The sequence below is a fragment of the Polyangium jinanense genome (assembly GCF_028435265.1).
Taxonomy (GTDB): Bacteria; Myxococcota_A; Polyangia; order Polyangiales; family Polyangiaceae; genus Polyangium; species Polyangium jinanense.
In genome coordinates this window covers 1-12,030 of the sequence record NZ_JAGTJK010000115.1, presented here as the reverse complement: position 1 = coordinate 12,030, position 12,030 = coordinate 1, and the positions used below count along the sequence as shown (strand labels likewise).

11 protein-coding genes are annotated in these 12,030 nt (G+C 68.8%); 4 read left to right on the top strand and 7 right to left on the bottom strand.

Annotated features, from left to right (window positions below):
• Positions 1 to 229: 229 nt before the first annotated feature.
• The 7 genes from KEG38_RS53995 to KEG38_RS53965 all read right to left on the bottom strand — a co-directional run bounded on the left by KEG38_RS53995 (position 230) and on the right by KEG38_RS53965 (position 9,453).
• Complete coding sequence (locus tag KEG38_RS53995) at positions 230 to 2,314, bottom strand: acetoacetate decarboxylase family protein (RefSeq protein WP_272428977.1); 2,085 nt, start codon at positions 2,312 to 2,314, stop codon at positions 230 to 232.
• A gap of 10 nt (positions 2,315 to 2,324) precedes the next feature.
• Positions 2,325 to 3,350, bottom strand: coding sequence for a polyprenyl synthetase family protein (locus KEG38_RS53990; RefSeq protein WP_272428975.1), 1,026 nt, complete (start codon positions 3,348 to 3,350; stop codon positions 2,325 to 2,327).
• A gap of 18 nt (positions 3,351 to 3,368) precedes the next feature.
• Positions 3,369 to 4,274, bottom strand: a complete 906-nt coding sequence (locus KEG38_RS53985; protein ID WP_272428973.1) for a hypothetical protein — start codon at positions 4,272 to 4,274, stop codon at positions 3,369 to 3,371.
• Positions 4,271 to 6,439 carry an FAD-dependent oxidoreductase gene (locus tag KEG38_RS53980; protein ID WP_272428971.1) on the bottom strand — a complete coding sequence of 723 codons (2,169 nt, stop codon included), beginning with the start codon at positions 6,437 to 6,439 and terminating at the stop codon, positions 4,271 to 4,273. Before KEG38_RS53980 ends, KEG38_RS53985 begins: the two co-directional genes overlap by 4 nt.
• A 135-nt stretch (positions 6,440 to 6,574) precedes the next feature.
• The gene (locus KEG38_RS53975; RefSeq protein WP_272428969.1) at positions 6,575 to 7,267 is read right to left on the bottom strand and encodes an amino acid ABC transporter ATP-binding protein; all 693 of its coding nucleotides are present in this window, start codon (positions 7,265 to 7,267) and stop codon (positions 6,575 to 6,577) included.
• Between the two features lie 11 nt (positions 7,268 to 7,278).
• A complete protein-coding gene (locus KEG38_RS53970; RefSeq protein ID WP_272428967.1) occupies positions 7,279 to 8,868 on the bottom strand; it encodes an ABC transporter substrate-binding protein/permease in 1,590 nt (529 codons plus the stop codon).
• 141 nt (positions 8,869 to 9,009) lie between these two features.
• Positions 9,010 to 9,453, bottom strand: coding sequence for an acyl-CoA thioesterase (locus tag KEG38_RS53965; protein ID WP_272428966.1), 444 nt, complete (start codon positions 9,451 to 9,453; stop codon positions 9,010 to 9,012).
• A 232-nt stretch (positions 9,454 to 9,685) separates the two neighbouring features.
• Between KEG38_RS53965 and KEG38_RS53960 the strand changes: the two genes are divergently transcribed.
• The 4 genes from KEG38_RS53960 to KEG38_RS56340 all read left to right on the top strand — a co-directional run.
• Positions 9,686 to 10,156 carry a hypothetical protein gene (locus KEG38_RS53960; RefSeq protein WP_272428964.1) on the top strand — a complete coding sequence of 157 codons (471 nt, stop codon included), beginning with the start codon at positions 9,686 to 9,688 and terminating at the stop codon, positions 10,154 to 10,156.
• Positions 10,157 to 10,286: 130 nt separating this feature from the next.
• The gene (locus KEG38_RS53955; RefSeq protein ID WP_272428962.1) at positions 10,287 to 10,505 is read left to right on the top strand and encodes a hypothetical protein; all 219 of its coding nucleotides are present in this window, start codon (positions 10,287 to 10,289) and stop codon (positions 10,503 to 10,505) included.
• A 113-nt stretch (positions 10,506 to 10,618) separates the two neighbouring features.
• A complete protein-coding gene (locus tag KEG38_RS53950; protein ID WP_272428960.1) occupies positions 10,619 to 11,560 on the top strand; it encodes a DODA-type extradiol aromatic ring-opening family dioxygenase in 942 nt (313 codons plus the stop codon).
• A 320-nt stretch (positions 11,561 to 11,880) separates the two neighbouring features.
• A partial coding sequence (locus KEG38_RS56340) for an IS4/Tn5 family transposase DNA-binding protein (RefSeq protein WP_372518248.1) occupies positions 11,881 to 12,030 on the top strand: 150 nt, incomplete at its 3' end.

Genomic DNA, 12,030 nt, shown 5'->3' with positions numbered 1-12,030 from the left:
CGCTGGACTCGGGGTCGATGAACTGCGCGATGCGCAGTTCATCGAACAGGCCAGGTCAAGACCAACGACGATCCTGCCCGCCTGCCACCGGCCTGTGGGAAGAACTGCGCATCGCGCAGTTCTTCCCCAAATGGTCCAGGGCTTGCCCTGGTTCGGGTCGAGGGGCGAACAGCCCCCGCGGGGCCCGGGGCAGCGCCCCGGCGCGACGCCTCGCGATGAGACCCATGCTTCAGGTCTCGTCGCGCGGGGGGATCACCCATTGCTTGCTGCCCGCGCGCATGGCCAGGTTGCGGCCGAGATGCTGCCGCATCGCGACGCGGGCCCAGAAGGGGCGTATGGGCTCGAGGACGTACACCTCGGCCGTGCCGCTCACGTCCACCGCTTTCCAGTGGAGCCCGAGCGTCTCGACGATGGGCTGACTTGGATAGGCGTGGAGTCGGATTTCGAGGCGGTTTTTGATTTCGTCGACCTCGAGGACTTGCTCGAACACCCGTTCGAGGAGGACCACGCTCTGGTAGCAGGCGGCGATTGGATCCTGCGCGTCGCGGAATTGTTTTACGGTGAGGATGTCGAGGGAGCCCGTCATCGAAAGAGGGCCGAGCGCGTGGTCCTCCTGCTCCACGTGCTGGGGGAAGGTCTCGTTCAGGAGGAACGAGGTCGTCGAGACGGGCGGCGTCGTGGATCCCTGGACAATCTCGATGAGCCGCCGACGCTCCGCCTTCTGGCCGTACCCGAGCGTGGGGAGCACGTCCGCGAGCACGGTGAGCAAGGGGCGCGGCATTCGCGGCGAGGGCCCGGCGGGATCCATCCATCCATCGGCCGGGCTCGCGAATTCGGCGGGTAAGGTCGGGATGCCGCACACCTCGGAGCGCGCGATCGCGGCGGCATCGCGGTTCGCGTAGCAAAACACCGGCACGAGCGCTCGGCCCTGTAGCTCGCCATTGAAATGCCACAGGATCGGCAGGAGCATTTCGAGGTCGCGATCCTCGTCGAAGCTCGATGCCACCATGTACACGTACGTGCCCCAGGCCTCGACGCGATACGGTGTGTCCTTCAGCATCGCGCCGAAGGAGGCGTCGCAGAACGCCTGGAGCTTCGCCCGGTCCGCGAGCATCGGGAGCACGCGCAAGGTCGCGTCCGGACGATGGAAGGGCCCGGGGGCGGGCTCGAAGGCGACGCCCCGCGCGGTGTTGAAGCGCGGAAGGGGCTCGGGATGGGTCGCGGGTGTCGACAGGGGCAGCCCGCCGTCGCTGCGCCAGCCGTCCGAGAACGGCGTGCGCCACGCGAGCACGTCGCCGCGGGGGTACTTCATGTCGAAATGGAGCCAGAAAGGGAACACGGGTTCGAGCACGCTCACCGGCTCGCCGTGCGCGCCCCGCTCGCGAGGGCCCGTGATTTCGAGCCCGAGAACGTCGCCGAGGGAGACACCGGCATGTTCGTGCAGGCGAATCCGATATCCACCCGTGACGTCGCCGGAAAGGAGGTGGCGATCGCCGAAGAAGCCGACCTGCTTGATGCTGTCGATGAGCATCTTCGTCGTGACGAACCCCTGGTAATCGGCGATTTCGGGCTGCGCGGCGTCCCGGAATTGCTTCAACGTGAGCGCGATCCAGTACGGGGTCGACGTGTGGAGACCGACGACGAAACGCCCGAGATCCCGCGCCATCCGTACGGCGTTCGCGGGGGCCCCGCCGGGTCGCTCGCGCCAGAGCCCCATGCCCTGGAGCATGTCGATGCCCTGCGAGAGCCATCGGCTGGGCGTCTCGAAGGGCGAGAGGGATGCGACTTCCTCGATTTCGAGGAGTGTGCCCCTCGGCGCGTTCACCCTCGCGAGGATCCTTCCGGCCGTGGGATCGTCGACCCACCCGCTCGCGGTGGGCACGAGGTGCCCGGGCGATTTGGGCCACCCGTACACCCCGCGGCCCGTCGTCATCGAGAGCGGGTTGTCCACGAAAATGTGAGGCGTGAGGTACACCCAATCCTTGAAGACGAGCTGATGGCCCTCCTTTGTGTACCACGCGAGAGGGATCGTCAGATTGATCTCGTGCTGCGCGATCCACCCCAAATTCGCCGATTCGACCGCCATCTTGCCGTAATGGAGGATTTGCAGATACACGTACGGCAAGAACACCCGGAATTGCCCGACCTCGGGCGGCGCGATGTCGTTCACGTACGCGTCGACGAAGCGCTGCACCCGCTCCATGTCGGCGAGGAGCGGGAAGACCCGCATCGTCACCCCCTCGAAACGGAAGGGCGGGACGAGCTGCATCGTCGGATACATGCCCGGCGCCAGGTTGAAGAGGGGTTTGGCCATGGCCCGCGCGTCAAGCCCGCTCGATGACCCAGCGGGGGAGCGCTTCGAGGAACCGTTTGTCGCGGGAGTCCGGCAGCGCGCCGAACAGGAGGGAACACTCGTGCGAGGCCGCGCCCGCAAGCCCCTGCGCGACCTGACGCGCGTATTCGATGCACCCGTAATGATCCATTCGCTCGCGCACCCAGGTGATCTCCTCGCGGGTGCGCTCGACGCGCGGCAGCGCGAGCAGGCGGCCGAGGCGCTCGCGCTCCTCCGCCGTCCCCTCCTCGAAGAGGCGAATCAGCATCATCGTCCGTTTGCCCTCGTGGATGTCGCCCCCGAGCTCCTTGCCGTAATCGTTCTCGTCGCCGGTCAGGTTCAGGAGATCGTCCTGGATCTGAAACGCCGCGCCGAGGAAGAAGCCGAAGCGGATGAACGCGTCGGGATCGATCGAGTCGAACGTGGCGATCATCGCGCCGACGCGGACCGGGTGAATCATCCCGAGCCAGCACGTTTTCTTGAGGACCATTTCGAGGTAATCGGACTCGCGCACGCCGGTCGCGTTCTCGTGACGCCAGCCGAGCTCCATGGCCTGCCCTTCGGCCGTCTCCGAGGCCATCCGCTCGGTCTCTTCGAGGATACGCAGCGCGAGGCGCGGGCCGAGGTTGCGGAAATTCGCGAGCAGCGGGCGGAGGCCGAGGAGCCCGAGCATGTCGCCGACGTTGATGGCGATCGGAATGCCATGCGTCGTGTGCAGCGTGGGTTTGCCCCGGCGGCGCTCGCTTTCGTCCTCGATGTCGTCGTGGACGAGCATGGCATTGTGCAAGAGCTCGATGGACGCGGCCGTGTCGAGGGCGTCCTCGGGCGGGCAGCCGAAGGCGCGGGCCGTGGCGATGCAGAGGCTCGGCCGGAAGCCGCGGCCGCCACGCTGCGGATACTCGGCCACGAGGTCGTAGAGAAAGCGCCGCGGCTCGCGCGCCGGGAGGTATTGAAAGAGCCGCGCGCGCGCGGCCGCACCGTATTCTTGCAAGACGGCGGGGACGATCTCGGCGAGCATGGTGTCCTCGGCCCCCCGTCAGGCCTTCAAGGTGACGGTCACGCGACCGACGGGCGAGCGGCTCGTTTCGTCGATCACCACGCCGCTGTAGGTGCCGGCGGGCTGCTCGGGCGGTATTTGCAGGGTGAGCCCGAGGGCGCCGTCGTTCGAGAAGCGCACGCCTTCGAGCGGGAGCGCGCCCTGCACGTCGAGCGCGGCGAGCGCCGGGGCGACGAGGTGTTTTCCGGTGGCGCCGGGCCCGAGGTGCAGGCGCACCTCCGCGGCGCGGCCGAGGTGAACGTCGAACCGCAATGCAATGCCCGCTTCCCGCTCCGGAGCGTCCTGCGGCGGGCGCGGCGGCTCGTAGCGCTCGCGCGGCGGTTCGTAACGCTCGCGCGGCGGCGGTTCGTATCGGCCAAACGGGGCAGGGGGCTCGGGCCGCCCGTACGGCGGCGGCGGCTCGTAGCGGCCTTGCGGCGCGTACGCCGCGCGCGGGTCGTATCCGCCATAGGGCGAATGCGCATACGGCGACTGCGGCGCGCGGCCCTGCGGCATGAAGCCCATCGGCCCGGCGAAATCGAACATCATGCCGATGGCGTCCGACCAGTACCGCATGGCCCTTCGCGCCATGTCGCCGTACGACGGCGGCGGCCCGGCTTCGGGCCAGGATCCGCCGAACCCGCGCGCCGCCTCGCGGCCGCGGCGCATGTATTCGTCATACACGCGATACGCCGTGGACACGCCCGCTTCGAGGGAGGGACGGCCGTTCGGCGCGCCCGGGCCATTGGGCCCCGGCATGGGATCCGGGCGGCGCTCCGGCGGGGAGCGGAAGATCAAGGGCACGTCCCGAATGGGCTGGGTGCGGGCGGGGGGATCACGCCGCAGCCGGTCCTGCACGGGCGCGTCGTGGGGGAGAGGGCGATCGTGCGGATTCCACGGGTTCATGGGTGATCGTATCCGATGATTTCTTCGAGGGGAGGAAAATGGCTGATGGCGTGCGCGGCGAGCAGCCCCGACATGACGGCCGACTCGACGCAGCCCGTATCGAGCCCGGAGCGCGTCCAGTCGCCGGCGATGGTCAGGTTGTCGAAGGTCATGTCGAGCGGCGAAATGCGATATTTGATGGTCCCGGGCAAAGACAGGACGTACCGATCCGACGGGTTCACGTTCGCCGTCCAGAACTGCGAATCGAACCGCGCCGCGCCCGTGCGTTGTGGTGCGCCGGCACGGGCCTCCTCGGGGTCGACGAGCAGATCCCAGCGGAACTCGCCCGGCCTGCGGACGGCCGCGGGCCAGAGCCAGCCCACGTCCCAGTCGAGGAAGCGCACCACGTTGTCGCGCACGTAGGCGCGCGCGATGGCCGGCAAGTCCGGGCTCTCGGGCGCGACGTCCGGCAAGACGCTGCAGAAATACGCGATCGATCGGACCGGCTCCTCGAAGCATTCCACGCGCTCGAGGTGCGTCATGTCCGCCCACGTATCGAACGGCTCGACGAACCCCGACACGTTGACCGGCCCGGGCCGATTCCAGCCGAGCTCTTGCGCGTCCGCCCGGAGCCACACCTGAAACGCCTGCGTCGCGACGCTCTTCACGTTCTGCACCATCGCCCGCCACGACGGCGCCCGCTCGACGAGCTCCGGCGCCACGTGCGGAATGGCACCGACGCTCACGCCGAGGACGACGAAATCGAAATCCGCGCCCACCCGCAGCGTCTTCTCCCCCGCGCGGCGTGTCTCCCAGTGGGATTCGAAGGCCCAGCCCTCGCGCTCCAGGCGTTCGCCGTCCACGAGCTGCCGGTGGTCGGCCTTCGCGGGCCAGCAGGGCAGCCCCTTGAAGTCGACGAGCGGCGTGTACTCGCCGCCGCCCACGATCTCGGCCTGCACGTCGAATTCGAGCGCCCTGACGTGCGCCGGCCCCGCCTCGGGCGGCGAGAGTTTTACGTTGCGCAGGCGGTGGAAAAACTCGAAGTGGGCGCCGCGCTGCTTCAGGACCTCGTACATCGGGGCGAAGACGATGTCGCCCATGCCGGCCTGCATGCGGAAAAACAAGGATCCGCGGTACGTGAAGAACATCCGCAGCGCGCCGCGAAGCGCGACCCCCGCCGCGAGGGCCGGGCGCCGCACATCGCCGTCCTCGTACGCGAACGCGAGATCATAGAGCGCGCGGACGAACCCGGAGTCGAGCGAGCGCTCGGACGCGCCATTGCGGCGGAGCCAGTCCGACCATTCGTATTCGTTGATCGCGTCGAACCCGTCCGGATGGAACACGAGCCCGTACCGGAGCGAGCCCCGCACGATGCAGAGGATGAGCTCGACGACCTCCCACACCCGCCGAAGCCCCATGTCACCGCCGACGAGCGCGTCGAGCTCCCGCCGCACGACCGCGCCGATCGCGTCGAGCAGCCGGAGCAACGTGCCCTCGACGCTGTCCCGCGGCGACAGCGCGAAGAGCGATTGCAGCGCCGTGCGCAAGAGGTCCACCGCCTCGAACACGGCCGCCGTCGTGGCGAGCTGCCCGTACCGCAGGATTCGCTCGATCATCCCGAGCACGTCGCCCGGCGACGCCCCGACGCGGCGCGCCCCCTCGGACCCGGGCATCGTGGGCGCGGCGCGCCCCGCGTTCGCCGAACGCAAGAGCTCGGGGACGAGCGCGAGGGCTTTCTCCAGGTATCCCGCGACGCTGAAGGGGTTACGCTCCTCCAGCGGATCGCCGGGCATTCCTTTGCCGGGCGGGAACTGGGCGACCCACGGCTCCCACGCGCCGCTCGGCAATCGGTCCGTCACGCCGACGACGGGCGCGGGGGCGAACGCGTCCTCGAACGTCGCGATGGGGCAGGTGCGGGGATTCCGCCGGAGCTCGCCATAACACGAGCGCATCAAGCGGAACGCATTCTCGTAAAACCCCATCCAGAGGTGCAGGCCATGCTCCTCGATGCGGCCCGACGGCCCGCGGCCCGAGGCGCCTTTGCCGCCGAGCCGGAAGCCCATCTGATAGACGGTGACGTCGTAAAGGCCGCGGTGCTCGGGGCGGGTCAGTTCGAAGGCGGTCGCCATCGACGCGCATCCGCCTCCAATGATCGCCACCCGGACGGGGCGTTGGGGAGCGTACATTGCGGGCGCAGGATGCGGAGTTTCCGTCCTGTTTGCAAGAGGAAACAGTGTATTTCAGGACACGCGTTTCCGCGTTCCAGCCGCACCTGGGACGCCCGCGATCGAATCTCGCCCCTTGTCAAGGGGCTTCTCGCTTTACGCCGCCTCGGCGATCACTTCTTCCGGCGGGCCGAAGGCCGCCACGCGCCCTCGGTCGAGCACGAAGACGAGATCCGACGCCTCGCGCGCCACGGGCAGATCGTGCGTCACGACGATCTGCGTGACACCCGTCCCGGCCACGCGCCGCAGCGTCCGGCCGACTTCGTGTTTCAGCGCCGGATCGAGCGCGCTCGTGGGCTCGTCGTAGAGCAGCACCGAAGGCTCCATGGCGAGGGCGCGCGCGATCGCCACGCGTTGCTTCTGCCCGCCGGAGAGCGCCTCCGGGTACGCCTTCGCCTTGTCCTCGATGCCGAGCTCCGCGAGCAGCTCCTTGGCCCGTGCCTCCGCGCGCGCGCGCGCCTCGCCCCGCACGATGCGCGGCGCGAGCGTGCAGTTGTCGAGCACCGAGAGGTGCGGGAAGAGCTCGAAACTCTGGAAGACGAGCCCGATCTTCCCGCCAAACGAGCCGTGCTTCGCGCCCGCGCCGAACGTCACGCCGGAGACGTCGATCGTTCCGCCGTCGAAGGGATCGAGCCCGGACAAACAACGCAGGAGCGTGGTCTTTCCGGCGCCGCTGCGCCCGAGGACGCTGGCGATCTTGCCCGTCGGCACCTTCATGCAGAGCCCCGCGAGCGCGGGCGCGGCGGCGCCCGGGTGTCGCTTGACCAGATCGGTGACGCAGATCGACATCGTTCCCTCCTTCAAGCAGAAGCTGGCCGCCGGACCTTCGATCCGAGCCGTTCCTCCACGCTGCGCGACAGGCGCGCGAACGGGAGGCTCAAGCCAAGGTAAAACAGCGCCACCACGAGGCCGAGGCCGAGGTGGTCCCGCATGGCGCTGGCGAGGCTCGTATACGTCTTCGTGAGCTCGGTCAACGTGACGACCGAGATGAGCGAGCTGTCCTTGAGCAGCGCGATGAAATCGTTCGTCGTCGGCGGCAGGGCCACACGGATCGCCTGCGGCAGCGCCACGTGGCGGAGCGACGCGAGCTTCGAGAGCCCGAGCGTCCGCGCCGCGTCCATCTGCCCCGCCGGCACGCTCCCGAGCCCGGCGCGGTAGTTCTCCGCCTCGGCCGCGGCGTAGTTCAGCCCGAGCGCGATCACGCCCGCGACGAACGGCGAGAGCGTCAGGCCGAGCTCGGGCAGGCCGAAGTAGACCATCGTGAGCTGCACGAGCAGCGGCGTGCCGCGGAAGAGCTCGATGTAGCCCACCGCGAGCCACTGGAGCGGCTTCGGCCCGTAGACCCGCGCGAGCGCGAGCGCCATGCCGAGCGTCACGGCCACGGCCATCGCGAGCACCGAGACCACGAGCGAGAGCAGCGCGCCCCGCGCGAACAAGCGGAGCGTCGCCGGATATCGCTCCGTCACGCGTGACCAGAACGGAAGCGGTTTTCCGACGGCCGCGCGCCACGCGTCGTGCGCCTCGGCGACGACTGTGGATGGGGGCGCAGGCCCGCCGAGCAATTTTTCGGTGGGCTCGTTCCAGAGGCCCCAGCGCGCGTAGAGCGCGGCGAGTGTTCCGTCCTTCGCGAGCTCGTCGATCGCCCCGTTCACCGCGGCGAGCGTTTCCGCATCGCCCTTCGGAACGCCCACCGCATACGAGACCTCGCCAAACGAGCCGTCGACGACCTCCAGCGCGGGATCGATCGCCCCGTAATAAAGCGTGATCGGATCGTCGAGCAGCACCGCGTCGGTGCGGCCGATCCGGAGATCGTCGTAGATGTCGTTTTGCCCGCCGTCGTACGTCTTCACCTCGGCGCCCTCGCGCGTTGCGAGCCGCGCGGCGAGCGATCCGGGCAAGGTGCCGAGCTTGCGCCCGCGCAGCGCTTCGAGCGTGCGCGGCGCGCCCGCGTCGCCCTTGCGCACCGTGAGCCGCATGGCGGCGACGTAATAGGGACGCGACAGATCGGCGACGCGCTTCTTCTCCTCGGCGACCTCGATGCCGTTCACGACCACGTCGAAATCGCCGCGGGCGAGCAGCTCGAGCAGCCCGTCCCACTGCCCTTGCACGGGCCTCGGGCGCACGCCGAGCTTTTTCGCGAGCGCGGCGGCGAAGTCCACCTCGAAGCCGATGAGGTGGTTCGGATCCATCGGATCCTGGAAGACGTACGGCGCGCCGCCTTGTGAATCGTTCCCCCAGCGCAGCTCTCCGCGGGCACGGGCCTCGGCGACGGCGTTCCTCGCCGTCACGGGCGCTGTCTCGGTTTCCTCGGCGAGCACCCTAGCGGGGGCTACGAGCGCGAGGAGCGGGAGCAGGAGAAGAAGCGTGACCGCGAGGCGACGCTTGATCATCGTTTTCTTCGAGCACCTCCTACCGGGAAGGATCCCGAACGAGCGCGAAGGATGCGGGACCGGCGGGACGAACGCAAGGGGGTTCGGGGCGAAGCTCGGCTTGTCCGAGCGTAGCCCCGAGCGTTGAACGAAGAGCGGCCTTCAAACAGCGCTCGGAGGCACGACGAGCCGCTCGAGCGCGGCGCGGATCCGATCGGGGATCGGCGTGGGCTTTCGGTTCACCCGATCCACGAAGACGTGGACGAAATATCCCTCCGCGGCCACGAGCGCCTCGCCGCGCGGGAAGAGCCCGATCTCGTAACGCACGCTGGAGCGGCCGAGCTTGCCCACGCGCAGCCCCGCGTCGATGTCCGTCGGGAACGACACGCCGCGCAGGTACCGGCAATGCGACTCCGCGGCCACGCCGATCACGTCGCCGCGCTCGATGTCGAGCCCGCCTTCGCCGATGAGCCAGCGATTGATGACGGTGTCGAAATACGAGTAATAGACGACGTTGTTGACGTGGCCGTAGATGTCGTTATCCATCCACCGCGTCGGAATGACCAGGAAGTGAGGGTAGCCGTCGCGCCCGATCGTCTCGCTCATGGCGAACCCATACACGAAACGAGAGCGGGCGGGGACGCCGTGGGTGGGAGAGCGTTCGTCGCCCTGGCTCCGGATCGATCCTGCGGAAAACCTCAGGGTCGCGCGCTTTGTCCTTGAGTTCGACGAGCCCCCGCCGTTAGTGTGACCTCAAATGATCGGCGCCCCTTCTCCTTCCCCCGGCATCGTCGATGCTGGCCGCGCGAGGCGGCGAGGGGGAGCACGTCGGGGCGTCGTGGTCACGGTGCTTTCCGTGCTCGCGCTCGTCTCCGCCTTCTTCGGCGTCGAAGGAGGCTGTTTCGCCGCGGATCTTACGCGTGTGGTGAATGGCGGGGGCAAGGCCGTGCCGCGGGTCGCGCGATCGGCATCGCCGGGCGGTCGGCGTTTCGAAATTGCGCCGCTGGCTTCGAGCGGGCCGCACCGGCATCCACCGCCAGAAGCGGAGCACGAGCGCGGGGATCTCTCTTCGCAATCGTCGTCCGTGTCGTCGACACGCTTCCGCACCTCGGAAGCGAACGCCCCCGCGATCGACCCTCCGACCGGAGCGCTGCCCTGGCAAGAAGCCGGCACCGAGTCGAATCGCCTCCACGCGGACGAGCGCACCCAAGAGCTCACCCAGCGCCTCGAAAAAGCGGTCTGTGTTTCCGAGCGCCGCACCCCGCAGGAAGCCCGAGCCCCGCCGCGCCCGTCGCGGGGCTCTGTCTGAGCCCCCAGGCCGCCATTTCCACCGTTGAAAGGCGCGCGACGAACACCGCGTGAGCCCCCCTCGGCCCAGCGCCGCGAGCCGGGGCCCATGGCGTCGTCGTGCTCCGCTGGCATTGGCTCGGAGTGGGACATTGCAACAGCTCGTCCAGATCGATGGTTTGACCGTCCGTTGCCCGGAAGACGAGGTGGAGCGGGTACGCTCGCTCATCCGCGCGGCCAGCGGGACCGGCAAGGTCCCCGCAAAAGTCCTCGTCCTCTTGTTTTCCTGGCATCCGGAGCGCCACCGCACGACGTCCCTCGCCACCGCGCTCGAGTGGCTGGGGGCCGAAATCATCGAGGCGGCGACGTAACACGCCGGCTCCGATTGTTGCCCCGAGGAGAACAGTGTGTCTCTCCAGCGTGCTCTGGTGCGGACGAAGGGGCGGGTGCATCCTTCCTCGGTCCCACGCGAGGAGAAGAATGCATGAGCCAGGAACGTGAAGAGGGCCTGACGCGCCGCCAGGCGATCGTCGCGGGTATCGCCGGAGCGGCGACGATCGCGGCGCTGCCGGGCGCTCTGGGCAGCGCCGCCGAACCTTCGGCGGACGAGCACCAGAAGCCTTCGGTCCCGGGGCGTTTGCCCGTGGTGTTCCTGCCGCACGGCGGCGGTCCGTGGCCGTTCGTGGACGTCGGGATGGGCAAAGCAGAGTTCGACGAGCTCGCAAGCTACCTGCGCTCGATCCGCGCGCTGCCGAAGTCGCCGCCGTGGGCCCTGCTCGTGATCTCGGCGCACTGGGAGGAGCCGGTGCCGACGGTGATGACGGCCGAGCGTCCGCCCATGTTCTACGATTATTACGGCTTCCCGCCCGAGTCGTACACGCTGCAATGGCCAGCATCCGGCGCCCCGGAGCTTGCGGCGCGCGTGCAGGAGCTGCTCGGCGGGGCGGGGTTCCAGACGGCGACGAACGCGAAGCGAGGCTTCGATCACGGGACGTTCGTGCCCCTCAAGCTCACGTACCCGGACGCGGAGGTGCCGACGATCCAGCTCTCGCTGAAGCTCGGCCTCGATCCAGAGGAGCACCTCGCGATGGGTCGCGCGCTCGCGCCGCTGCGGGACGAGGGGGTTTTCATCCTCGGGAGCGGCATGACGTATCACAACATGCGTGGCTTCCGAGATCCGAGCGCAGGCGCAGTGTCGGAGGCGTTCGACGCCTGGTTACGCGAGACGATGGCGCTGCCGTCGAACGAGCGGGACGCGCGTCTCGCAGCATGGGCAAGCGCGCCGGCCGCGCGGCTCGCGCACCCGCGGGAGGAGCACCTCTTGCCGCTCATGGTCGTCGCCGGAGCGGCGGGCGCCGATCGGGGAACGACGGCGTACAATGGCGCGGTCTGGGGGAAACGTTTGTCCGCGTATCACTTCGGTTGAGCAGGGGCTCAGGTCGAAGGCGCCTCGCTGGGGCTCTGCCCCAGGCCCCGCGGGGGCTGTCCGCCCCTCGACCCGGACCAGCGCCAGCGCTGGACCTTTTGTGGAAGAACTGCGCGGTGCGCAGTTCTTCCAACAGGCGTCGCCGGTTGAAACGCCAGCGCTGCTGTCTTGGTTGGCAACGTCGCTCGCGGTCTTGACTCGGCCTGTGCGATGAACTGCGCACCGCGCAGTTCATCGTCCCGGGTCCAGCCCCTGGCCTGAGCATTGGTCCCATCTCCGATCGGTACATTCCCCCCCTCTGACGACATTTACCGAGTGAGATGTTGGATGCAGGGGCGGCCTCGTCGGCGGAAGCGTGGGCGGAGGAGGAGTTCGGGCATGCGGACCTTGGAGACAAGCGCCGGACCCGGCGACTGACGCGCATGGCCGCGCAGGCGGCGCTGTTTCCCTCGGGGAAGGTGAGTGAGGTT